Raw genomic sequence first — 24,168 nt, 5'->3', positions numbered from 1 at the left:
GACTCCTGTTACGGTCGCGTCGCGGTTATTTGGGCCGGATGGTCAACTGGTCGCGCACGTCCTGCACGCCGTCGACCTGCTTCACGACGCTGACGGCCTGCGTGCGCTGCTGCTCGTCGGGCACGCTGCCGGTGAGCGTCACGGTGCCGTGCCGCGTCTTCACGTGGATGTCCCCGGCCGACAGGCCGCTCGTGCCGACCAGCTCGGCCTTCGCCTTGGTCGTGATCGTCGCGTCGCGGATCTTCGTGCCGGTGCTCGAATGCGACGACGACGTCGACGACGATGCGGCGCCATCGTCGCCGGCGGCGACCGCGTTCGGCGCGACGACCATGCATGCGGTGGCCGCGGCGATCGCGACCGCCATGCCGGTGCGCATCGCACGCTGACGGCGGATCCGCGGGGAGCGGGCTTGCAGCTGGAATACCTTCATCGTGACCTCCTTTTCATCGGGCCGGGCGAGCCGGCGGGTGAGCAGAGGTCGCGCAAATCGCGTGCCGCGCCGCATGCGCCACATGCCAGCGGGATGCCGCGATCAGACGCCCTTTCATCCAACGCGTTGTAAATTTTTCGGCACACCGGGAAGCGGTTTTCCCCGCAATGCAGCGGGCATGCCGATTGCCGGGTCACCGACAACGGTGGCCCGTGTGCGCGGCCCCGATACCGGGAGCAATACCATGCAAAGAATCGCGTTGATCAGTGAACATGCGTCGCCGCTGGGGGTGATCGGCGGCGTCGATGCCGGTGGTCAGAACATCTACGTCGCGAACGTCGCGAAGCAGCTCGCGGAGCGCGGCCTCGACGTCGACGTGTACACCCGCTGCGACAATCCGCATTTGCCGGAAGTCGTGCCGATCGGCCCGCGCATGCGCGTGATCCACGTGCCGGCCGGACCGCCGACCGACGTGCCCAAGGAGCAGTTGCTGCCGTACATGGGCTCGTTCGCGCAGTACATGATCGCGCGAATGCGACGCGAGCCCGATCCGGTCGACGTGATGCACGCGAACTTCTTCATGTCGGGCGACGCGGCGCTGCGCGTGAAAAAGGCGCTCGGCATCCCGCTCGTCACGACGTTCCATGCGCTCGGCCGCGTGCGGCGGCTGCACCAGGGCACGGCCGACGGCTTCCCCGACGCGCGCTTCGCGATCGAGGACACGCTCGCGCGCCGCTCGGACCGCCTGATCGCCGAATGCCCGCAGGATGCGCTGGACCTGACGACGCACTATCGCGCCGATACCGCGCGCATCGAGATCGTGCCGTGCGGCTTCGACGCGCGGGAATTCCGGCCGGTGCCGCGCGTCGATGCGCGCGCGCGGCTCGGCTGGCCGCAGGACGCGTTCGTCGTGCTGCAACTGGGGCGCCTCGTGCCGCGCAAGGGCATCGACACCGTGATCGACGCGCTCGCACGCATGCCGCGCGACCCGCAGCGGCCGACCCACCTGTACGTGGTCGGCGGTAGCCAGGCGACGCCCGACCCCGCGCGCGACCCGGAACTCGCGCGGCTCGCCGCGTTCGCGCACGAACTCGGCATCGCGAACCGCGTGACCTTCGTCGGCCGGCGCGATCGCGACGCGCTGCACCTGTACTACAGCGCGGCCGACGTGTTCGTGACGACGCCGTGGTACGAGCCGTTCGGCATCACGCCGGTCGAGGCGATGGCGTGCGCGACGGCGGTGATCGGCAGCGACGTGGGCGGCATCCGCACGACGGTCGACGACGGCACGACCGGCTATCTCGTGCCGCCGCGCGACCCGGCCGCGCTGGCCGCGCGCCTCGTGCAACTGCGCGCGCAACCGGACCTGTGCGCGGCGCTCGGCCGCGCCGGCTACCTGCGCGCGCATCGCTTCTACACCTGGCAAGGCGTCGCCGACCGGCTCGTCGACATCTATCGCGACGTCGCCCACGCGCAGCGCGCCGGCACGTCGGCCGGCACCGGCCGGCGCACGCCGGTCGCCACCACGCGAGGCGTGCTCGCACACCGCAAGGAGAATACGTAATGAAGGGCTACGACCGAAAACGCGTCCTCGTCACCGGCGGCGCCGGCTTTCTCGGTTCGCATCTGTGCGAACGCCTCGTGACCGCCGGCCACGACGTGCTGTGCGTCGACAATTTCTACACGGGCACGAAGGACAACATCGCGCACCTGCTCGATGCGCCGAACTTCGAGCTGATGCGGCACGACGTGACGTTTCCGCTCTACGTCGAAGTCGACGAAATCTACAACCTCGCGTGCCCGGCATCGCCCGTCCACTACCAGCGCGACCCGGTGCAGACGACGAAGACCAGCGTGCACGGCGCGATCAACCTGCTCGGCCTCGCCAAGCGCGTGAAGGCGCGCATCCTGCAGGCCTCGACGAGCGAGGTGTACGGCGACCCGGACGTGCATCCGCAGGACGAGCACTATTGCGGCCGCGTCAATCCGACCGGCATCCGCGCGTGCTACGACGAAGGCAAGCGCTGCGCGGAGACGCTGTTCTCCGACTATCACCGCCAGTACGGGGTCGACGTGCGGATCGCGCGGATCTTCAATACGTACGGCCCGCGCATGCACCCGGCCGACGGGCGCGTCGTGTCGAACTTCGTCACGCAGGCGCTCGCGGAACAGCCGTTGACCGTCTACGGCGACGGCAAGCAGACGCGCTCGTTCTGCTACGTGGACGACATGGTGGACGCATTGATCCGGCTGATGGACGAACCGGACGACGCGAGCGAGCCGGTCAATCTCGGCAGCGACGTCGAGATCGCGATGATCGACGTCGCGCGGGAGGTCGTGCGGATCGTCGGCGCGACCGTGCCGATCGAGTTCCGGCCGCTGCCGTCCGACGATCCGCGCCAGCGGCGGCCGAATCTCGCCGCCGCGCAGAAGCGGCTCGGCTGGCGCGCGACGACGACGTTCGCGAACGGGCTCGCGCACACCGCGCGCTACTTCATCCAGCGCCAGGTCACGCACCACACGCCCGGCGACCTCGTGCGCAGCACGCGAATCGCGTCGCATCTGCTCGCGCAGGTCCATACGCAGAACCGGCCGGCGCCGACGACGTGACGCGGCTGACGCGACCGAAGCAACCGAAGCGCGACGCGCGTCAGCCGTCGCGCTTCGTCACGTGCGCGATCTTGTGCGCCAGTTCGCGCACGTCGACCGGCTTGCACAGATAGCCGTCGAAGCCGGCCTCCAGCGCGCGGCGTTCGTCGGCGAGGCCCGCGTGCGCGGTGACGGCCAGCACGCGCACGTCGAGCGGGCCGCTGTCGCCGTTCGTCGCGCCGCGCCGTAACGCCTCCAGCAGCCAGAAGCCGTCGCCGTCGGGCATCGCGAGGTCGGACAGCACGACCGTCGGCCGCATGTCGGCCACCATCGCGAGCGCCTCGCGGCCCGACGACGCGATCGCGACCGCCGCGCCGAACGTGGTCAGCGCGGCGGTGAGACTGGCCCGCGTGGTCGCGTCGTCGTCGACGATCAGGATGCGCTGCGTGTCGAGCACGAGCGCCTCGCGCCGACCGCGCGCCTGCGCGATGCTCCACGCCATCGCGCCGGCCGGCTGCCAGCCGGCCGGCAGCGTCACCGTGAACGTCGTGCCGCGATCGCGGCCCGCACTCGCGACGCTCACGCTGCCGCCGTGCAGTTGCGCGATATGTCGCACGATCGACAGGCCGAGACCGAGCCCTCGTCGCGGCGACGCGGGCGAATCGTCCGCGCGGCGGAACATGTCGAACACGTACGGCAGGAACTCGGTCGCGACGCCCTGCCCCGTATCGGCCACGGTCAGCACCACCTGCGTGCCGTCGCGCGCGAGGCCGACCGTCACGCTGCCCCCGGCCGGCGTGAATTTCATCGCATTCGAGATGAGGTTCGACAGCATCTGCCGCAACCGCTCGGCATCGCCCGACACGATGCACGCGGACGCGTCGCAGTCGAATTCGAGCATGATGCCGGCCGACGAGGCGGCGGTCTGGAACGTGCCGACCTGATCGGAGAACAACCGCACGACGTCGACCGGCGTCGCGTCGAGCCGCAGCTTGCCGGTCGCGAGCGACGACGCATCGAGGATGTCGCCGACCATCCGCGTGAGCGAACGCGCGCTGCGGTCGATCGCGTCGATCGCCTGATGCTGCAACGCGTGGTCGCCCGTGTTGCGCAGCACCTCGATCCACCCGTAGATCACGTTCAGCGGCGTGCGCAATTCATGCGACACCGTGGCCAGCAGCTCGTCCTTCAGCCGGTTCGACGTATCGGCCTGATCGCGCGCATCGCGCGCGCCCTGCAGCGAGCGCTGCGCCCGCAGGTCGCGACGACGCTGCGCACCGGTCTCGCGCAGCGTCAGCGACAGCGCGACGCACGCCCGCGCGTCGCCCTGCACCGGGCACGCCGACACCGTCGCCCGAAAGCGCCGGCCGTCGCGCCGCACGCACAACAGTTCGAGCGGCCCGACCGGTTCCTGCATCGCGTCGAACGCGTCGGCGAGCGGATTGAGCCGCAGCCAGCGCCGCGCGATCAGCGTGTCGAACCTGCGGCCGCGCGCGTCGGCCTCGTCGTAGCCGAAGAGCCGCTGCGCAGCCGCGTTCCAGCTCGCGATGCGGCCGCTGGCGTCGATCCCGACGATCGCGTCCGGCGACGCCTCGACGACCGCATGCTGGAGCCGCGACGCATCGATGCGCGCGCGGTCCGCGCCGGCATCGCGCAACAGCAGCACCGCGCCGTCCAGGTTGCCTTCCGCATCGCCGATCGGCGACGCGACCGCGACGATCGGCACCGGCTCGCCGCTGCCGGCCTGCAGCCAGTGCCGGTCGGACGTCGCCTCGGCGCCGCCGAGCGCATGGTCGAGCGGCGTGGTCGGCACGCGGCGGCCTTCGTGATCGACGATCCGCAGCACGTCGCGCACCGGCCGCCCCACCGCCTCGTCCGGCCGGCAGCCGACGAGTTTGGCCGCGGCCGCGTTGAGATAGGTGAGCCGCCCGTTCGGGTCGGTCGCGATCACGCCGTGCGGCAAGGCGCGCAGCACGGCCTCGAACTGCCGGCGCGCGGCCGCCTCGCGTCGGCGCGCGCGATCGTTCGTCAGCCGCGTGTGATGCAGCAGCGACGCGACCGCGCACACCAGCGCGCCGATCAGGATGAACGTGCCGAGCTGCACGAGCCGGTCGGGCAGCGGCGTCGTATAGGCGGCAGGATCGGACAGGAACAGCGTCCAGACGAGCAGCCCGCTGACCACCGTCGACACGATGCCGAACACGAACGACGTCGCCCACGCGGCGCCGGCGAGCAGCGGGTAATACAGCACGAACGGCAGATTCACGCCGCCGAACCGGATCGCGAGCGTCTGCAACACGGTCGCGATCGCGACCAGCATCACGGCCGTTGCGTAATTTCCGGCCTGCGGCCGTGCAATTTCGGTCATTGGACACGCTCCTGCGGGGACAGTCGACAGCGGCCGGCGCGGGCGCCGCCCGCGGGCACGACGCATGCTGGCCGATCGGAACCGGCGGCCCGGCCGCTCACGATGGAGAACTTCACGCCATGCCCGACCCGACACGCTGGCTCGTCGTCTCGCCGCATCTCGACGATGCCGTCTTCAGTTGCGGGCAACTGCTTGCGCAGGCGCCCGGCTCGATCGTCGTCACCGTGTTCGCGGGCATCCCGCCGCACGGCACGCCCGCGCCCCCGTGGGATCAGCGTGCGGGCTTCCGCCACGCCGACGAAGCGGTGCGCGCGCGCCGCGACGAAGACCGCCGCGCGCTCGCGCTGCTCGGCGCCCGCCCCGTGTGGCTCGATTTCCTCGACGATCAGTACGGCGTACCGACTACGTCGACCGCGATCGCGACACGCGTGGCCGCGGCGCTCGACGCGCACCCGGGCTTCGGCGTGCTCGCGCCGGCCGGCCTGTTCCACCGCGATCATCTGCAAGTGCAGGCGGCCATGCTGTCGCTGCTGCGTGCCGACGATCCGTCGCACGTCTGGCGCTTCTACGAGGACGTGCCGTATCGCCGCATCGACGGGCTGATGGCCAGGCGCGTGATCGAATGGCGCGAGCGCGGCTGGACCGCGCATCCGGTCGCGGCGCCGGCCGCCGGCGACCCGAACAGCGTCGCCGCGAAAGCCGCCGCCGTCGATGCGTACGCGAGCCAGGTAACGCTGCTGGAACCTCATATGCGTGCCGCTCTCCGCGAACCCGAAACGATCTGGCGGCTCGAATGCGACGTCACGTCCGCGTAACGCCCGCGCGCGTCGCGCTGCCGCCGGGCGAGCCGCGCGTGACCGCGATCGTGCTGACCTGCCGGCGCGCCGCCGAACTCGCGCGCACGCTCGAACACCTGTCCGTGCTGCCCGACCGGCCGGCGATCGTCGTCGTCGACAACGCGGCGGACGCCGACACGGCCACGCTGATCCGCGACCGCTTTCCGCATGTCGCGCTGGTGCATGCGCCGGGCAACTTGGGCGCGGCCGGCCGCAACCTCGGCGTCGCCGTCGCCCGCACGCGCCACGTTGCGTTCTGCGACGACGACACGTGGTGGGCGCCCGGCTCGATCGCCGAAGCCGCGAACCTGCTCGACGCGTATCCGCACGTCGCGGCCGTCACCGCGCGCGTGCTGGTCGGCCCCGACGAACGCGAGGACCCGACCTGCCGGCTGATGGCCGACAGCCCGCTCGACGCGCCCGTCGCGCTGCCGGGCCGGCCGATCCTCGGGCTGCTGGCCGGCGCGACCGCGTTCCGGCGCGACGCGTTCATGCGCGCGGGCGGCTACCATCCGCACTACTTCCTCGGCGGCGAGGAAGCGCTGCTCGCGCTCGACCTGTATCGCGCGGGGCACTGGCTCGTGTATGCACCGCGCCTGACCGTCCATCACTACCCGTCGCTGCAGCGCGACCGGCCCACGCGCGCGCGCACCGCTGCCCGCAACGCGGTGTGGACCGCGTGGCTCAGGTGGCCGGCCCCGGCCGCGTGGCGGCATACCCTGCGCATGCTGCCGCTGCTGCGCCGCGAACGCGCGATCGTACGCACGTTCGCCGGCCTGCCATGGATCCTGCGCGAACGACGCACGATCCCGCCGCACGTCGAACGCATGCGCCGCCGCCTCGAGCGCGATACGCGCCGCGAGGCCGGAACGGAAACATGAACGCGGTCGTAGCGGCATCAGGAATCCGGCTTCTCCGCTTCGTCTTCCAGTTGCGCGAGCCGGTTGTAGATCGTCTTCAGGCTGACGTCGAGCACCTCGGCCGCTTGCGCCTTCACGCCGCCGCATTGCGCGATCGTGCCGAGGATCAGCTTGCGGTCGACTTCCTCGAGCGGCGTGCCGAACGGCACCGTCACGCGATCTTCATGCGAATCGACCATGCTGGACAGCTCGTCCATGATCGGCGGCGGCAATGTGTCGATCACGTCGGCGTCGGTGAAGATGCTCGCGCGCTGCACGAAGTTGCGCAGCTCGCGCACGTTGCCGGGCCATTCGTAGGTCTTCAGCGCTTCGCGCGCGGCCGGCGAGAAGCGCAGGTTGCGGCCGCTCTCTTCGTTGTAGCGCTGCAGGAACGCGTCGGCGAGCATCGGGATATCGTCGCCGCGTTCGCGCAGCGACGGCAGCGGAATCGGGAACACGTTGATCCGGTGGAACAGGTCGGGCCGCAGCTTGCCGTCCGCCTTCGCGGCTTCCGGGTCGCGATTGGTCGCGGCGACGATGCGCACGTCGACGTCGATCTCGCGCGTCGAGCCGAGCCGCGTGACGCGCCCGGTCTCCAGCACGCGCAGCAGCTTGACCTGCGATTCGAGCGGCATCTCGGTGATTTCGTCGAGAAACAGCGTGCCGCCGTCCGCGCGTTCGAAGAAGCCCTTGTGCTGACGTTCCGCGCCGGTGAAGCTGCCGCGGTCGTGACCGAACATCTCGCTCTCGACGAGATTCGCGGCGATCGCGCCGCAGTTCACCGCGAGGAACGGGCCGCGGCGGCGCAGGCTCAAGTCGTGCACCGTCTGCGCGGCAAGTTCCTTGCCGGTGCCCGACTCGCCGGTGAGCAGCACCGACGCTTCGGTGCGCGCGACGCGGCCGATCGCGTCGTACACGGCCTGCATCGCGGGCGAGCTGCCGAGCATGCGGCCGAAACGGCCGAGGCGCTGCAATTCCGAGCGCAACTCGGCGATTTCCTCGTGCAGCGCGGTCGTGCGCGGCACGCGCGCGAAGATGCTGTTCAGCCGCTGCATGTTGAGCGGCTTCACCAGGTAATCGGTCGCGCCGCGGCGCAATGCGTCGATCGCAGTTTCGAGGCTCGCGTGGCCGGTGGTCAATACTATTTCGCAATGTGCGCGCTTGGGCAATGCGTCGAACAGATCCATCCCGTTGCCGTCGGGCAGCACGAGGTCGCACAGCACGAGATCGGGGGTATGCGTCGAGACGAGCGTGCGCGCTTCTTCAAGCGTCGCCGCCGTATCGCACGTCAGTTGCTGCGTGCGCGCGAGCGTGGCCAGCATCGTTCGCGTATCGGCGTCGTCTTCGACGATCAGGACGTAAGGCATCGAGACTCCTTGTAATGCGGCCCGGCAGGTACGTCGGCCGGCACCGCGACACGTGCGGCGCAATGCACGTCATGGGGCCCGTTCATGCTGATGACGGGCTTGCGCCGGCCCCCGGAAGGGCCGAGCGCGCGGATGGCGACGAAGCGAATACGCGACGTATTCGCGACGAGCATGACGCGGCGCTCGGCCCTTCCGGGGGGCCAGCGCCACGCATGCATTTTTCCAAACAAGGGAACGTGCGCTGGCCCAAGACGGCATCTTCAACGCTGCACACGAACGGACAGACAAGCTGTCCCACATGGGAAAACAGGTGCTTAGCAGTATAGAAGAACGATGTCGTCCATTCGCGACCCATCGAATAAATCTATCTGCTGACGTAAGCCGCATTGCCAGATTCAATGTCGGCGAATCGGTATAAAAGGTATCCTGCGTACGTGAAAGACGACGTGTGCCACGTCATTTTTTACCTGGTCACGACGCATTCGGTCAAAACTTCCCAACCCGGTCATACTCCATGTCGAAATCCGACGATGACGGCACGCGACTGTTCGGCCGTTCGCGAACAATTCAGGAACTGCTGCTGAAAGTGTCGCGCGTCGCCGCCACCCGCGTGAGTGTGCTGGTGGTCGGCGAAAGCGGTGCGGGCAAGGATATCGTCGCCCGGCTCATTCACGACATGAGCCCGCGCCGTCGCGGGCCGTTCGTGCCCGTCAATTGCGGCGCGATTCCGAAGGACATCGCGGAGTCGCAGCTGTTCGGCCACGAAAAAGGCAGCTTCACGGGTGCCGTTGCACAACATGTGGGCATGTTCGAGGCCGCGCGCGGCGGCACGCTGTTTCTCGACGAGATCGCCGAGATGCCGCTCGAATTGCAGGTCAAGCTGCTGCGCACGCTCGAAACCAACACGATCGTGCGCGTGGGTGGCCACGAGGCGATTCCGCTCGACGTGCGAATCGTCGCGGCCACCCATCACGATCCGGTCGAGGCGTTGCGCAGCGGCGCGCTGCGCGAAGACCTGTTCTACCGGATCGCACCGATCGCGCTGCACGTGCCTGCGCTCCGGCAGCGCGAGGACGACGTCGGCGACATCGCACTGCAGATCGTCGAACGGCTGAACGCGCGGCACCGCACGCGCAAACGGCTGTCGACACAGGCGATGAAGGCGCTGCGCGCGTACACGTGGCCCGGCAACGTGCGCGAACTGCGCAATACGCTGGAGCGCGCGTTCATCCTCGCCGACGAGCAGATCGAGCTGCAGTTGCCGCGCCGCCCGCCGCCGCGCGAGGAAGTGCGTCACAACGCGATGACGCTGCATATCGGCACGACGCTCGCGCATACGCAGCAGCGCTTCATCGTCGCGTCGCTACGGCATTTCAACGGCGACAAGCCGCGCACCGCCAAGGCGCTCGGCATCAGCCTGAAAACGCTGTACAACCGGCTCGCGCTGCTGCCCGAAAGCGAGCGCAATGCAGCCAGCGGCAGCGCGCCGCCGGCCGCGAACGCGTCGAACGGCGGCAGCGCCTCCACTTCGCCGCCCGCGACGATGCCGTAAGTGCGGCGGGTCACGCCGCCGTCACGCCATCACGCCGTCACCCCGTCACGTCGCGCAATGCGGCGTCCCAGTCGCGCGCGAACCGCTCGATGCCGAATCGCTCGCACGCGTCGCGTTTGGCTGCGGCGCCCCATTCGCGCGCCAGGTCCGGATCGCGAATCAACATCCGCATCGCGTCGATCAGCACGGCCGGCCGCGTATCGGCCACGCCGTTGCTGCCGGTCTTCACGAGTTGCGCCATCTCGGTCGTCGCGAGCGCGACGATCGGCAGCCCGATCATCATCGCCTCGATCACCGCGAGCCCCAGACTCGTGTAGCGGATCGGGTTGAAGAAGAACCGGTAGTGCGACAGGAATTGCGGCAGCGCCGGGTTCGGCACTTCGCCGATCCCGCCGAGATCGGTCGAGCCCATCCCGACCAGGTCGATCGGCACGCTGTGCCGCACGACCTCGAACAGGTCCGCGCCGAGGCGCCGGCCGCGGCGCGCAAGGTTGTTCACGACGGCCACGCCCTTCGGCAGCGTGCCGTGATACTCGACGCCTTCCGGCATCAGCACGCCGTGCTCGATCACGCGCGTCGGCGTCACGCCGTTGTCCCACATCAGCGCGTTGAACGGCGTCACGTGCACCAGCAACACGTTCGGGTCCTGCACCGGATGCAGCGTGTCGGTCGGATGCTCGCGCGGCGGATCATGCTCGACGAACAGCGTCGGCAGCGCGCGCTGCGCTTCGCTCAGCAGCCGCAGGCGGTCGTGCTGATAATGCTTCACGTGCTGGTACAGCACGCAGTCGAATGCGGTGTCGCGCACGCATTCGGCCGGCACCTCATGGACGTTGTCGCCCCACGGCAGGTGCCCGACGCGGCCCGCGTAGCCGGGCGGATGCTGCGGCTTCGTCACGATGTAGAAATCGTGCGGCGCCTGCGACAGGTAATACAGGTAATTGCCATGCACGTGCCAGGTCAGCACGCGCAACCGCTTACGTGACATGACGTCTCTCCTCCGCGAGCAGTTCGCCCGCCCGGTCGATCACTTCGCCGACGCCGATCGCCGTCGCGCACTCGTGCCCGTACGGACACGACTCGAACATGCACGGGCGGCACGCCGGGTAGTTCGCGAGCACGCGATGGCGTTCGGCGTCGAGCGGCGCCCAGCGGGCCGTATCGCTGCCGCACGCGATGACGATGCTCGGCGTGCCGAGCGCCGCCGCGACGTGCGACACGCCCGTGTCGTTGCACAACAGCAGCCGCGCGCGGGCGATCAGCGCGGCCAGCGCGCCGAGCGGCGTGCGGCCGCACAGGTTCACGCACGGCCGCCCGAGATGCTCGGCGAACGCGCTCGCCAGCGCCAGTTCCGCGCGCGTGCCGGTCAGCACGATCTGCCAGCCGTCGTCGGCGAGCTGCCGCGCGGCCTGCGCGAAGCGTTCGACCGGCCAGCGTCGCGACGCCATCCGCGCGCCGGGATGGACGATCACGTAACGGCCGGGGTCGAGCGCGTGTTCGTCGCAGAGCACGTGCCACAGCGCGTAGTCGAGGCCGCCGAGCGGGAATTCGAGGTAGTCGCCCCAGTCCGCGTAGCCGAGCTTGCGCGTGAGCGCCAGATAGCGCGTCACTTCGGGTTCGTCGTCGCGCCACGCGAGCGCGCAGTCGAGCGCGGTCGTGCCGCCGTCGGCCGGCACGAAGCCGGCCGTGCGCGTCGCGCCGAGCGACGCGACGATCGCGTTCGTGTGCGCGCCGCTGCCGTGCAGCTGGATCGCGAGATCGAAGTCGCGCGAGCGGCATTCGGCGATGAATGCCTCGCGCGTGGCCGCGTCGGGTTCGGGCTGCTCGCCGAGACCCGGCGCGCCGGGGAATGCGATGAAGCTGTCGATGTAGTCCGAGAAGCGCGACGCGAATTCGCGCGCCCACGGCAGCCCGATCAACGTGATGCGCGCGTCGGGTTCGCCGCGTCGCAGCGCGCGCAGCGCGGGCACCGCGCACAGCATGTCGCCGAGCTGCAACGCGCGGAACACCGCGATCCGCTTCGGGCCGCGCAGGCCGTCGGAATCGACGCTGGGATCGAGCTTCATAGGAACATCACCCGGAAGTGAAGCGCGCCGCGCATGCGCCAATACAGCGACACGGGCGGAATCGCGATGGACGTGACGATCATCTCGGCCACGTGCGACGCCGTGAGCTGCGTGCCGCGCAACCGTTTCGCGCAGAACCCCGCGGTAATCGCGGCCCACACTGCCGCGCACACGATGGCCGGCGCCGGCCAGCCAGCCGCGAAACAGCCGATCGCGCCGAGCGCGGCAAGCACGGCCGCGTAGTAATGCCACGGCGGCGTCGGCCGGATATGACGGCGGTAGGTCGCGCGGTGCTTCTTGTACAGCAGTGCATCGAAATACACCTTCGACTGCGCGCCGATGCTCGACCCCCAGCGCGCGGGGCGCACCGGATGCACGATGCGCGCGGCGTCGGCGTCGACGATCGGCCCCGCATGCTCGCGCAGCGCGAACATCAGGTCGGCGTCCTCGCGCCACGCGCGCGTGAAGCGTTCGTCAAAGCCGCCGATGCGTTCGAGCGCCGCGCGCCGCACGAAGCAGTTCGCGGTCGCGAATTCCGCCTGCGCGAGCCCTGCCGCGTCGCGTTCGTAGTCGGTCGGGCGCGGCCGCAACGGCACGTCGATCCGGCCGGCCGCGGCCGCCGCCGACGGCTCGGCCAGCAGCGCGGCCGCACCGTGGCGCAGCCAGGTCGGATCGGGAATCGTATCGTCGTCGGTGAATGCGATCAGCGCACCGCCCGCGCTGCGCCAGCCGACGTTGCGCGCACCGGCCGGCCCCTGCGTGTCGGGCGCGGTCATGTAGCGGATCACCGGCACGTCGGTCACGCGCGCGCGGCACGCATCGACGACGGCGCGCGCACTGCCGGCCGGATCGTCGTCCACGACGACGATCTCGTAGGTGGTCGGATCGAACACCTGCACGCACAGCGCGTCGAGGCAGCGTTCGAGCAGATCGGGCCGCCGGTAGGTCGGCACGACGACCGACACGACCGGCGGCAGGTGCGTGTCGCGCATGTTCATCTCGGCTTCTCCAGCAGGAACGGGCCGATCACGAGCGCGTCGAGCGGCGACGTCCAGAAGCATTCGATCGCGTCGCGCGGCGAGCATACGATCGGTTCGCCGCGCGTGTTGAACGACGTGTTGACGAGCACCGGCACGCCGGTGAGCGCGTCGAACTCGGTCAACAGCGCATGCAGCAGCGGATGCTGGCTTTCGTCGACGGTCTGCACGCGCGCGGTGCCGTCGATGTGGCGCACGGCCGGAATCCTGTCGGCGCGCTCCGGCACGACGTCGTACACGAACAGCATGAACGGCGCGCGCAGCGGCGTGCCGCGGCCGCCGCTGAACCAGTGATGCGCACGATCCTCGAGCACGACCGGCGCGACCGGCCGGAAATCCTCGCGATCCTTGATCCGGTTCAGCTTGCGCTGCATGTCCGGATCGATCGGCGACGCGAGGATCGACCGCGCACCGAGCGCGCGCGGCCCGAATTCCATGCGCCCCTGGAACCAGCCGATCACGCGGTTCGCGGCGAGCAGCGCGGCCGTCTGCGCGGCGACGTCGGCGAGCCGCCGGTACGGCAGCTGCGCTTCCTTCAGGAACGCCTCGATCGCATCGTCGTCGTAGGCCGGGCCGAGATACGCATGGTCCATGCGCCAGCCGCCGCGCTCGCCGCGCATCCGGAAGTCGGTCCATAGCGCGGCGCCGAGCGCCGTGCCCGCGTCGCCGGCGGCCGGTTGCACCCACACGTCGTCGAACGGGCCGCGATCGCGGATCTTCGCGTTCATCACGCAGTTCAGCGCGACGCCGCCCGCCATCGCGAGCTGCCGCTCGCCGGTCTCGGCGGCCAGCCAGTCGACCGCCTGCAGCGTCGTCTCCTCGAGCACCAGTTGCAGCGCATGCGCGATGTCGCAGTGATGCGGCTCGATCGGGCCGCCGCGTTCGCGCGGCGGGCCGAATCGCGCGGCCAGATCGTCGTCGACCACGTCGTAGCGCCCTTCGCCGCGATACCGCACCAGCTTGCGCATCTCGTCGGCGAACACCGGCTTGCCGTACGACGCGAGCGCCATCACCTTGTATTCGTCGGACGAGTGCAGGAAGCCGAGATAGCGGGTCACGCGCTCGTACAGCAGCCCGAGCGAATGTGGCAGGTTGACCTGCCCGAGCCGCCGGTACGCGCGGCCGTCGAACACGCCGTAGCTCGTCGTCGCGCGCTCGCCGCGCCCGTCCATCGTCATCACCGCACAGCGCTCGAACGGCGCCGCGAGAAACGCGCTCGCCTCGTGCGCGAGATGGTGCTCGATGAAATGCCAGCGGAACGGCCCGTCGTGCGTGACGCCGCGAAACCGCCGCTGCAGATGATGCGGCACGCCGCCCGCGAGCTGGCGCGGCGCGTTGACGATCGACGACAGGAACAGCGGATGCCACGGCGACGCGCCGTCCTCGCGCGGCGCATGCGCGGACGGCGACAGCGGCAAGGTCAACGCCTGCGGCGTGCCTTCGCGGTCGAGTTCGAACCACGGGTCGTACGAGTACGCGACGTGGTCCACGTCCGCGAGCGTGATGCCGGCTTCCGCGAGGCAATAGTCGATCGCATGAAAAGGCAGCTCCCAGGTCGAGAACGGCACCGGGCGCTTCGCGTGCTTCACGTGCGTGAAGCGTTCGTCCTCGGCCGCCGCGATCACGACGCCGTCGCGCACGATGCACGCGGCGCTGTCGTGGAAGGCGGCGTTGATGCCGAGCGTATGGATCGGATCAGGCATGCGTCAGTTCCTCGTGATGACGTGCGCGAACGGAAGCACGTTCGATGCGGGCACCGCGACCGGCTCGCTGCCGTGCGCGGCAGCCCGCGCGGCCGCGCGTTGCGCATGGCGCGCGCTGCCGCGCAGCAACGCGTGCACGGCGGCGACCACGTCGTCGACGCTCACGCCGCGCAGGCACGGATGGCCGGGCTGATTGCACACGCTGCGATAGCAGTTGCGGCACGGCACGTCGACGTTCAGCACACGGTGCGGCACACGCCACGGCGTGTGCTGCGGATTGGTCAGTGCGTACAGGTCGACCACCGGCGTGCCAAGCGCGGCCGCGAGATGCACGGGGCCGCTGTTGTTCGACAGCAGCAGGTCGGCCGTTTCGATCAGCGCGCCGAGTTCGCCGAGCGGCAAGACGCCGGCCAGCGGCACGGCGCGCGGCCCCGCGCGTTCGCACACCGCGTCGACCAGCGCGCGCTCGTCCGCGCTGCCCGTCACCGCGATGCCGTCGAACAGCGGCGCGACGGCGGCGGCCGCTTCGCCGAAGCGCTCGGCCGGCCAGCGCCGCGACGCCGCGCTCGCGCCCGGATGGACGACCAGCCAGCGCGCGCGCGGCGCCTCCGGCTGGCGCGCGCCGCCAAAGCGGTGCAGCGCGGCCTGCAAGCGTGCGTGCACCGCGCGCCGCGCCGCGTCGCCCGGCTCGAACGCCATGCGCCAGTCCGACGTCGTCGCGCCGACCGTGCGCACCAGCGCGAGCTGGCGCGCGACCTCGTGGCGCACGTGCGATTCCGGCTCGGTTTCCGGCACGCGGTCGGTCAGCAGTTCGTACGGGTTCTCGCGGCAATGCGCGAGCCGCAACGGAATGCCGGCGAGCCAGCACATCATCGCGGCGGGCAGCGGATTCTGGCTGTAGACGGTGAAGATCACGGCCGCGTCGAAGCGGCCCGCCAGCAGCCGGTCGATCATGTCGAGATCGGCGACCGGGTCGCCCCGCGTGTCCGGATGCTTGACCCACGGCGCGTCGTAGGACCACACGTCGTCGACCATCGGCAGGTGCTTCGCGAGCGCGGCGCCCGTGCGCGACGTCAGCAGCGTCAGCCGGCGGTCATGGCCGCCCTCCTTCAGCGCGCGCAGCGCGGGCGTCGTCATCAGCACGTCGCCGATGCTGTCGAGCCGCACGCACAGGATGCGGCGGGCGCGGCTCCAGGCGGTGCTCATCGCCGCACCCACGAGCCGTGCCGGCGCACGGCCTCGCGCACGACGATGTCGGCGGCCAGGTCGATGCGATCGACGACGTGGTGCGGCGTGCGGGCGGCGTTCAGGCGCCACTCGGTCTCGTTGCCGCAGTCGACCAGGATCGTGCCGCAGCGCGCGGTGCGGCCGGCTTCGACGTCGTCGAGGATGTCGCCGATCATCCAGCTCCATTCGGGGACGACGCCGAGCGCGGTCAGCGCGCGGCGCAGCATGCCGGGGCGCGGCTTGCGGCAGATGCAGTCACAGGTGTAGCGCGGCACGCTGCCTCGCGGGTGATGCGGGCAGTAAAAAAAATCCGCCAGCGTCGCGCCGTTCGCTTCGAACAGTTCGGCGAGACGCTGGCGGACCGCGCCAAGCTCGTTTTCGGTAAAGCGGCCGAGCGCGACGCCCGGCTGATTCGACACGACCGCCAGCGGCATGCCGGTCGCGCCGAGGGTGCGCAGCGCGCGCGCCGCGCCCGGCGCGAGGCGCATGTGCGCGGGATCGACGTTGTACGGCACGTCCTCCAGCAGCGTGCCGTCCTTGTCGAGCAGCACCGCGCCGGGCAGCCGCCGTTCGCGCTTCAGGGCCATGACGTCTCCTTCATCGGCAGCACCATCAGTTCCGGCACCACGGTGCCCGGCGGCTGCGTCAGCACGAAGCGCACGGCGGCCGCCACGTGCTCCGGCGGCTGCAGCGTCTCCTCGTCGATGTCCGGAAAGCGGTCGAGCAGGAACGGCGTGCGCATCCCGCCCGCGACGATCGCCGACACGCGCACGCCGCTCGGCCGCAGTTCGGCATGCAGCGCGTGCGACAGGCCGAGCAGGCCCCACTTCGTCGCGTGATACGCGGAGGCGTTCGGCCACGCGCGCTTCGACGCGGTCGACGCGATGTTGACGATGTGTCCGTCGCCGCGCGCCTTCATCATCGGCACGGCGGCGTGGCACATCAGGTACGGGCCGAACAGGTTCGTCATCAGCACCTGCTGCCAGGCCTCGACGCTCACGTCGTCGATCGGCGCGGTCACGTCGATCGCCGCGTTGTTGACGATCACGTCGAGGTCGCCGAGCGACTCGCGCGCGTCGTGCACGACCTGCAGCACCGACGCTTCGTCGCGCACGTCGAGCGGCCGCCCCACCGCGTGGCCGCCGTGCCGCTCGAGCCGCTGCGCGACGGCCGCCGCGCGGTCGCCGTCGAGATCGGCGACGACGACGTGCGCGCCATGCTGCGCAAGCTCCTCGCAAATGGCTTCGCCGAGACCGCGGCCGCCCCCGGTCACGAGTGCGGTCCGGCCGGCGAGCGGCGGTCTGGCTGGATCGTGAGTCGCGTTCACCTGCACCTCCTGTCGATGTCGGAAAGCCATCCGGCTGACGGCGACACTTGTCGCGACAACCGTCCGTGCATGAGGTACAGCGAAAACCGTGCCGGCCTGCGTGCGCCCGCGCCGCGTCGGGCTGTGCCGCGCGCCCGCTGGCTTTTTTATAACCGGCTGTAAAAACGGGTCCGGGCCGCCGCGCTCAGATCGCGAGCCCGTCGGGCGTCGCCTGCGCGCGGTGCTTGGCGAGCGCGCGCAGGCAGTGCGCGATGCAGCCCGCGAACGCCTCGTCGAACCACGGCTGCGCGCCCGACACGCCGACCACGATGCCGCCGAGCGCGACGCCGCCCCACAGGTTCGTGTCGCCGGCGCGCAGCCGGTACGGCTCCAGCGCCTGCACGACGTGGCCGTCGCGGCCCGTTTCCCACGACAGCCGCGCCTTGGCCCGCGCGTAAGCGCGATAGTCGGCGTCCCAGTCCTTCGGGTCGGGCAGCGAAAACTCATACAGGATCGCGTCCTCGAACGCCGCGTCGTGCGGCCCGAGCGCCGGGTCCATGATCACGATGTGCAGGCAGCCGCTGTCGCCGACGAAGTCGCTCTGCAGCGCGGCGGACAGGCTCGGCAACAGCAGCTCGACGGCCGCCACCGCGGCCTGGCGGTCGGCGAACGCACTACCGCCGCGACGCGCGTTCAGGGTTTCGGGTGGCGTCGGATTCAGAAGGTTCGGCATGGATTTCTCCGGAGGAAAACGCGAGCGCACGCAACGCCGCGATCAGGTCGGCCGCTACCGCGGGCTTGGTCAGGTACGCATGGAAACCGGCTTCGACCGCGCGCGTGCGGTCGCGATCGCGCGCATGGCCGGACAACGCCAGCGCCTCGAGCGGCGCGCGGCCGTCGCGATCGCGCGCGGCGTCGAGCTGACGCACGCGCGACATCACCGCGTAACCATCGTCCTCGTCGTCGCCGAGGTCGATGTCGCAGACGAGCAGCGCCGGCCAGTCGGCCCGGCGCGCGCGCCACAGGTCGTCCAGCAACGCCTGGCCCGACGCATACGCGTGCACGTCGGCGCCAGCCACCTTCAGCAGCGCGCCGAGCGCCTCGCGCGCCTCGTCGTGATCGTCCACGCACGCGATGCGCAGGCCGTCGAGCGGCTTGGCCGTGGCCGCCGCGCCGGCGGCCAGGTTCGGCACGGCGCCGGCGGGTTGCATCGACGCCGGCGCCACCGCGTACATCGGCAGCGACACGTGCAGCGTCACGCCGGTATCGTCGCGTTCGCGCACGACGTAGCCGCCGGCCTCCTCGATCGCGTCCTGCAACCGTTCGAGATCGATCAGCGACAGTTCCGTTGCGTCGACGCCCGTGCACGCGATCGTGATGCGCGCTTCCGGGTCGTGGCGCGCGGTGCGCACCTCGAGCTGCCCGCCGCTGCTCGCTTCGATGGCGCCACGACACAGCTCCCACACGAAGCGCCGCAGCGCGGCCGGATCGGCGTTGACGACGAGATCCTCGTCCGACACATGGCGGAACACCGGCACGCCGCGCCGCGCGGCCGCCTCCGCCAGCGAATCGAGCACCTGCGACACGAGCGGGTTGATCCGCACCGGCTGCCGCGCGAACTTCGCTTCCGTGCGTTCCAGCTCGCGCTGCTTCGCCTGCAGCGACCACATCTGCGCATACACGCCGCCGCTTTCGAGCAGCTCGTCGTGGGTGCCGTGCTCGACGAGCCGGCCGTGCTCCATCACGAGAATGCGATCCGCGTCGACGATGGTCGACAGCCGGTGCGCGATGATGAGGCTCGTGCGATGCTGCGCGACGCGCATCAACTCCTGCTGGATCGCGCGCTCCGAGCGCGTGTCGAGCGCCGACGTCGCCTCGTCGAACACGACGATCGGCGGCGCCTTCAGCAACGCGCGCGCGATCGCGACCCGCTGCCGTTCGCCGCCCGACAGCCGTACGCCGCGCTCGCCGACGCGCGTGTCGTACGCGTCGGGCAGCCGCTCGATGAACGCGTCGAGCTGCGCGCCGCGCGCGGCCGCGATCACCTCGCCACGCGTCGCGTCGCGCTTGCCGTACGCGATGTTGTACGCGAGCGTGTCGTTGAACAGGATGGTGTCCTGCGGGACGATGCCGAGCGCGTCGCGCAGGCTGCGCTCGGTGACGAGCCGCAAGTCCTGGCCGTCGATCCGGATCGTGCCCGCGTCGGGCTGGTACAGCCGGAACAGCAGGCGCGCGAGCGTCGACTTGCCCGAGCCGCTGCCGCCGACCACCGCGACCGTCTGCCCGGCCTCGATACGGAACGACACGTCGAACAGAATCTGCCGGCTCGGCTCGTAGCCGAAGTCGACATGCTCGAACTCGATCGTGCCGCCACGTACGACGAGCGGCTGCGCGCCGGGCGCGTCGCCGTCCTCGCCCGGCTTGCCGCGCGCATCGAGCAGCCCGAACAGGCGCTCGATGTTCGTCATCGCGTCGTTCGCTTCGCGGAACACGAAGCCGAGCGCATTCAGCGGCAGGCTGATCTGGATGATGTACGCGTTGATCAGCACGAGATCGCCCACCGTCATCGTGCCGCGCGCGACATGTTGCCCAGCCAGCAGCATCACGGCCGCGATCCCCGCGCCGATGCACGCGCTCTGCCCGATATGCAGCGTCGACAGCGCGTACTGGTTGTCCACGCCGGCTTCGCGCCATTCGTCCAGCACGCGGTCGAGCCGGTCGCGCTCGACGTCCTCGCGCGCGAAGTACTTGACCGTGTCGACGTTCAGCAGGCTGTCGACCACGCGCGCATTCGACTCGGCCTCGAGCGCGTTCACGCGCCGCTGGTAACGCATGCGCCGACGCGTGAACACCCCCGTATACGCCGCGTAGACGGCGAACGTGACGAAAATGATCGCCGTGAAGCCGCCGCCGTACTTGCCGACGACGATCACGAGCACCGAGCCGATCTCGATGGCCGTCGGCACGACCGTGAACACCGCGACGCCGAGCAGATAGCCGATGCCGGCCGTGCCTTTCTCGAGATCGCGCACGACGGCGCCCGTCTCGCGCTGCGCATGAAAGCGCGCGCCGAGCCGATGCAGGTGGCCGAACGTGCGCACGGTAAACGACGCGACCGTGTGCTGCGTGACCTGCACGAACGTCATGTCGCGCACTTCGTTCAGCGCGTTCGACGCGAAGCGCACCACCGCGTACGCGAACAGCAGCAGTACCGGCCACGCGACGGGCTGGCCGGCCGCGCGGCCGAAGCCGTCGACGATGTCCTTGAGCAGCAGCGGCACCGACACGGCCGCCGCTTTCGCGAGCACCAGCAGCACGATCGCCGCCAGCACGCGCGCACGGTAATGCCAGATCGCGCGCCAGAGTTCGACCGCGATCCGCACCCGCAGGCCGCGTTCGTCGCGGCGGCGGCCCTGGCGCGCGCGGCCTGCCGCCGCGTCACGGTCCTTGGTTGGCGTTTCGTCGAGTCCGGTCGTCATGCACGCAGTGCTCGCGGTCGGGGGCGCGCCATGTCACGCATCGGCGCTCAGTGGCGCGGTTCACGCTCGCGGCCGCGCACCACGGTGCCGGGCTCGGGGTCGCGCGCGGCGGGCTGGGTCGGCGTCACCGTCCGCTGGTCCGGATGCAGCACCATGCCGGTATCGTGTTCGCCTTCGCGGCGCACGCGCACGCGATTCTCGACGTCCTGCACGCCCATGCAGCCGTCGGCCAGATCCTCGATGTCGTGCTTCATCCAGCGGGCCGGCACCGTGCCGTCCAGTTCGACGCGACCGTCGCGTACCTGCACGGTCACGTCGCTCACGTCGATCTCGAGCGCATGCGCGAGCCGCTCGCAGACGTCTTCGCGAATCCGTTCGTCCGAGCGCGTATAGCCCTTCGGCCCGCGGCGATGACGCAGCGCTTCGCGTTCGGTGTCCCGGCCGAAGCGCGACAGGTCGGGCGCGCTGCCGCCATAGCGCGGATCGCCGGGGTCGCGCTCGCCGCCGTACCAGCCCATCCGGTGCTGGCCGCGGAATTCCGGGCGCTCGCCGCCGTACCGGCCTTCGCGGCCTTCCGCGCGGCGACCCGGGTCGCCGTAGCCGCGCTCGGGGGTCCGCGCCGGCTGGCGCGCGCCGCCCGGCCAGTCCGGGTCGGCGGCAGCGCGCCGCGGGTCGACCGGGCGCGCGGCGCGCTCGGTCCATTCGCTGCCCCAGTCTTCCGGGCCCACGTCCTCGCTCGCGAAGCGGCGGTAAGCCGATTCGTAGTCTTCTTCCGGCCACCGTGCGGGGTCGTCCGGGATGCCGCGCTCGCCAGCGCCCCGGTACGCGCGTTCGTTGCGCTCGTGCCAGTCGGGCGGGCCACCGCGCTCGCCGGACCGTCCGGGATATCGTCGTTGCATCGTGTCTCTCCTTGATCGCCTGCGCCGCGCACGGCCCCATGCCGCGGCGCGGCGCGCGTCGGTCGGGTGAATGCAAATCGCGTGCCGGCGACATGGCCGTACCGCGACGGTTGCGCGTCGCAGCGCCGGGAAGCCGTCGGGCGCCCCAATCTGCAACGCGATTGCAGTTTTTGCGTGCCGGGCGTCACGGCGCGCCGCCAGGTTCGTCCGGTTCGTCGGTGCGACCGGGCTCGCTCAGCCGCTCAGTGCGGTCCGGCTCGATGTCGGCGCCTTCCTCGAGCGTCGAGTCGCCGTCCGCCGATGCCCGCTCGCCGGTGCCCGCGCGGTCCGTGTCGCTGCCGAGCGCGGCATCGCCGCGTTCGAGCGCGTGATCGTCGAGCGGCGAATCGACGTCGAACGGATGGCGCCGCGCGCCCGCCGTGTCGCTGCCGCTGTCGGACGAGTCGCTCGGACCGAGCGCGCGGCCGTCGCGGCCGCGGCTCGCGTTGTCGTCGTCCGGGCCGGCCGGTTCGTTGTCGGGATTCAGCGTGCTGTTCATGTCGATCTCCTTGCGTGGCTTGCCGCCGCGCGCGGGGCCGGACGACCGGCGCGCGGCGGATGGACCAGCAGGTCGTGCAATCGGCATGCCGGGCCGGCTACCGCCGGTCGCGCCGGCGCCCATCCCGGCGCACGGCACGGCCGATGCGCGCCCATTGATCAGCCGAATCGAGTTCCTTTATCCTTTCGGACGTGCCAATCGCTCCGTATGGCCGCCGCCGGCGCGTCCGGGGGCGGGCCGGCGACCCGCGGCCGCCCGTATTTCCAACTTGCCGCTCCGATGAAGAAAGACGACGCCGATCTCCAACCGCATCCGCCGCCGCCCGGCTTGTCCGATCCGCACGACCTGCAGCACCGCTTCGCCGAATTCCGGTTCCAGACCGTGGTGGAGTCGATCACCGACTATGCGGTATTCATGCTCGATCCGTACGGCAACGTCGCGACGTGGAACGCCGGCGCGGCGCGCATCAAGGGCTACGACGCGGCCGAAATCGTCGGTCACCATTTCTCGCTGTTCTATCCGACCGACGCGATCGCGGCCGGCCGGCCGTCGCAGGGGCTCGCGCTGGCCGCCGCGCATGGCCACTTCCAGGACGAGGGCTGGCGCGTGCGCAAGGACGGCACGCAGTTCTGGGCGAGCGTGACGATCACGCCGGTGTACGACGCGACGCACGAGCTGTGCGGCTTCATCAAGATCACGCGCGACATGACCGAGCGCAAGCGGCTCGAGGAGCTCGAAGCATCGACGCAGCGGCTCAGCGTGTTCATCGCGACGCTCGCGCACGAACTGCGCAATCATCTCGCGCCGCTGCGCAATTCGGTCGGCGTGCTGCAGAGCCTGTCCGATCCGCCGCCCGCGCTCGCGCAGTGTCGCGACGCCGTGCACCGCCAGGTCGGGCAACTGACGCGGCTCGTCGACGATCTGCTCGACGTCGGGCGCATCACGGCCGGCAAGATCGAACTCGACGCTCGCCCGGTCAGCGTGCGTGATATCGTGTGCCGCGGCGTCGAGAGCATCCAGCCGAAGCTGGCCGCGCGCGGGCAATGGATCCGCGTCGACCTGCCGGCCGACTCCGTGGTGCTGCACGGCGACGACGCACGGCTCGTCCAAGTGCTGCACAACCTGCTCGACAACGCATCGAAATTCTCGCCGCACGGCGGCCGAATCGACGTCGGTGCGCGAATCGAAGGGCCGTCGGTGGCGATCAGCGTCGTCGATCGCGGCGTCGGCATCGCGCCCGGTGCGCTCGAAACGATCTTCGACCTGTTCGAACAGGAAGATGCACCGGGCCGCTCTCCGTCCGGCGGTTTCGGGCTCGGTCTCGCGATCTGCCGGTCGTTCGTCGAACTGCACGGCGGGCGGATCGTCGCGGAAAGCGACGGGCCCGGCCACGGCGCGACCTTCACGGTCTGGCTGCCGATCGCGCACACGATGCGCGCCGAGCGCGCCGCACTGCCCGCACCGGCCGTGCCTGAACAGCCGGCGGACGCGCCGCTGCGCATCGTCGTCGTCGACGACAACCGCGATTCGGCCGATACGCTCGCGGTGCTGCTGCAGTTGAAAGGGCATGCGCCGCGGGTCGCGTACAACGCGGCCGACGCGCTGGCCCTCGCGCGCGACTACCTGCCGCAGCTGATGCTGCTCGACCTGACGATGCCGGACATCGACGGCTTCACGCTGCTGCAGGAATTGCGCGCGATCGACACGCTGCGCGACACGACCTGCGTCGCGCTGTCGGGCCATGCGCGCGCGTCCGACCTCGCGCGCACCGAACGCGCAGGCTTCGACGACCATCTCGTGAAGCCCGTCGAGATGGCCGTGCTCGATGCGTTGCTGCAGCGCGTCGCGCGGCGGGTTCAGGGCACGTCGTAA

The 24,168-nt window shown here is 70.5% G+C and carries 20 protein-coding genes; 6 read left to right on the top strand and 14 right to left on the bottom strand.

Annotation, left to right across the window (positions count from 1 at the left end; all coding sequences use genetic code 11):
• Positions 1-25 precede the first annotated feature (25 nt).
• Positions 26-430: a BON domain-containing protein gene (locus H0X91_RS10250; RefSeq protein WP_060214535.1), complete on the bottom strand. Its 405-nt coding sequence runs from the start codon at positions 428-430 to the stop codon at positions 26-28.
• Positions 431-674: 244 nt separating this feature from the next.
• Here H0X91_RS10250 and H0X91_RS10245 point away from each other — a divergent pair, with 244 nt between their 5' ends.
• On the top strand, positions 675-1,994 hold the full coding sequence (locus H0X91_RS10245) for a glycosyltransferase family 4 protein (protein ID WP_196433005.1): 1,320 nt from the start codon (positions 675-677) through the stop codon (positions 1,992-1,994).
• Positions 1,994-3,040, top strand: coding sequence for a UDP-glucuronic acid decarboxylase family protein (locus H0X91_RS10240; protein ID WP_196433004.1), 1,047 nt, complete (start codon positions 1,994-1,996; stop codon positions 3,038-3,040). Before H0X91_RS10245 ends, H0X91_RS10240 begins: the two co-directional genes overlap by 1 nt.
• 40 nt (positions 3,041-3,080) lie before the next feature.
• Here the strand turns inward: H0X91_RS10240 and H0X91_RS10235 are convergent, their stop codons facing one another.
• Positions 3,081-5,387: a hybrid sensor histidine kinase/response regulator gene (locus H0X91_RS10235; RefSeq protein ID WP_196433003.1), complete on the bottom strand. Its 2,307-nt coding sequence runs from the start codon at positions 5,385-5,387 to the stop codon at positions 3,081-3,083.
• A 119-nt stretch (positions 5,388-5,506) separates the two neighbouring features.
• Here H0X91_RS10235 and H0X91_RS10230 point away from each other — a divergent pair, with 119 nt between their 5' ends.
• Positions 5,507-6,202, top strand: a complete 696-nt coding sequence (locus tag H0X91_RS10230) for a PIG-L deacetylase family protein (RefSeq protein WP_058903686.1) — start codon at positions 5,507-5,509, stop codon at positions 6,200-6,202.
• Entirely contained in the window at positions 6,181-7,104 is a 924-nt protein-coding gene (locus tag H0X91_RS10225) for a glycosyltransferase family 2 protein (RefSeq protein WP_058903687.1), read from the top strand. The genes H0X91_RS10230 and H0X91_RS10225 overlap by 22 nt, the downstream gene beginning before the upstream one ends.
• 17 nt (positions 7,105-7,121) lie before the next feature.
• Here H0X91_RS10225 and H0X91_RS10220 read toward each other — a convergent pair whose 3' ends face one another.
• On the bottom strand, positions 7,122-8,489 hold the full coding sequence (locus H0X91_RS10220) for a sigma-54-dependent transcriptional regulator (protein ID WP_196433002.1): 1,368 nt from the start codon (positions 8,487-8,489) through the stop codon (positions 7,122-7,124).
• Positions 8,490-9,003: 514 nt separating this feature from the next.
• Between H0X91_RS10220 and H0X91_RS10215 the strand changes: the two genes are divergently transcribed.
• Entirely contained in the window at positions 9,004-10,041 is a 1,038-nt protein-coding gene (locus H0X91_RS10215) for a sigma-54 interaction domain-containing protein (RefSeq protein WP_196433001.1), read from the top strand.
• A gap of 37 nt (positions 10,042-10,078) precedes the next feature.
• Here the strand turns inward: H0X91_RS10215 and H0X91_RS10210 are convergent, their stop codons facing one another.
• The 11 genes from H0X91_RS10210 to H0X91_RS10160 form a co-directional block, all read right to left on the bottom strand.
• Positions 10,079-11,029, bottom strand: coding sequence for a glycosyltransferase (locus H0X91_RS10210; RefSeq protein ID WP_125333490.1), 951 nt, complete (start codon positions 11,027-11,029; stop codon positions 10,079-10,081).
• Positions 11,019-12,107: a glycosyltransferase family 9 protein gene (locus tag H0X91_RS10205; RefSeq protein WP_125333489.1), complete on the bottom strand. Its 1,089-nt coding sequence runs from the start codon at positions 12,105-12,107 to the stop codon at positions 11,019-11,021. Before H0X91_RS10205 ends, H0X91_RS10210 begins: the two co-directional genes overlap by 11 nt.
• Positions 12,104-13,105, bottom strand: a complete 1,002-nt coding sequence (locus tag H0X91_RS10200) for a glycosyltransferase family 2 protein (RefSeq protein WP_196433000.1) — start codon at positions 13,103-13,105, stop codon at positions 12,104-12,106. The genes H0X91_RS10205 and H0X91_RS10200 overlap by 4 nt, the downstream gene beginning before the upstream one ends.
• On the bottom strand, positions 13,102-14,847 hold the full coding sequence (locus tag H0X91_RS10195; protein ID WP_006498374.1) for a carbamoyltransferase family protein: 1,746 nt from the start codon (positions 14,845-14,847) through the stop codon (positions 13,102-13,104). Before H0X91_RS10195 ends, H0X91_RS10200 begins: the two co-directional genes overlap by 4 nt.
• 3 nt (positions 14,848-14,850) lie before the next feature.
• Entirely contained in the window at positions 14,851-16,053 is a 1,203-nt protein-coding gene (locus H0X91_RS10190; protein ID WP_059723080.1) for a glycosyltransferase family 9 protein, read from the bottom strand.
• Positions 16,050-16,661, bottom strand: coding sequence for a D-glycero-alpha-D-manno-heptose-1,7-bisphosphate 7-phosphatase (locus H0X91_RS10185; protein ID WP_006498376.1), 612 nt, complete (start codon positions 16,659-16,661; stop codon positions 16,050-16,052). The genes H0X91_RS10190 and H0X91_RS10185 overlap by 4 nt, the downstream gene beginning before the upstream one ends.
• A complete protein-coding gene (locus H0X91_RS10180) occupies positions 16,652-17,401 on the bottom strand; it encodes an SDR family oxidoreductase (RefSeq protein ID WP_006498377.1) in 750 nt (249 codons plus the stop codon). Before H0X91_RS10180 ends, H0X91_RS10185 begins: the two co-directional genes overlap by 10 nt.
• 184 nt (positions 17,402-17,585) lie before the next feature.
• A complete protein-coding gene (locus H0X91_RS10175) occupies positions 17,586-18,113 on the bottom strand; it encodes a hypothetical protein (protein WP_043205925.1) in 528 nt (175 codons plus the stop codon).
• A complete protein-coding gene (locus tag H0X91_RS10170; RefSeq protein ID WP_230877916.1) occupies positions 18,055-20,859 on the bottom strand; it encodes an ABC transporter transmembrane domain-containing protein in 2,805 nt (934 codons plus the stop codon). The genes H0X91_RS10175 and H0X91_RS10170 overlap by 59 nt, the downstream gene beginning before the upstream one ends.
• A gap of 47 nt (positions 20,860-20,906) precedes the next feature.
• Positions 20,907-21,758: a BON domain-containing protein gene (locus H0X91_RS10165; RefSeq protein ID WP_196432999.1), complete on the bottom strand. Its 852-nt coding sequence runs from the start codon at positions 21,756-21,758 to the stop codon at positions 20,907-20,909.
• Positions 21,759-21,942: 184 nt separating this feature from the next.
• On the bottom strand, positions 21,943-22,296 hold the full coding sequence (locus H0X91_RS10160) for a hypothetical protein (RefSeq protein WP_043205927.1): 354 nt from the start codon (positions 22,294-22,296) through the stop codon (positions 21,943-21,945).
• 279 nt (positions 22,297-22,575) lie between these two features.
• Between H0X91_RS10160 and H0X91_RS10155 the strand changes: the two genes are divergently transcribed.
• Complete coding sequence (locus H0X91_RS10155) at positions 22,576-24,168, top strand: PAS domain-containing hybrid sensor histidine kinase/response regulator (protein WP_196432998.1); 1,593 nt, start codon at positions 22,576-22,578, stop codon at positions 24,166-24,168.

The organism is Burkholderia sp. 9777_1386, from assembly GCF_015712265.1.
GTDB lineage: Bacteria > Pseudomonadota > Gammaproteobacteria > Burkholderiales > Burkholderiaceae > Burkholderia > Burkholderia cenocepacia.
This window is presented reverse-complemented; position numbering and strand designations above follow the sequence as displayed.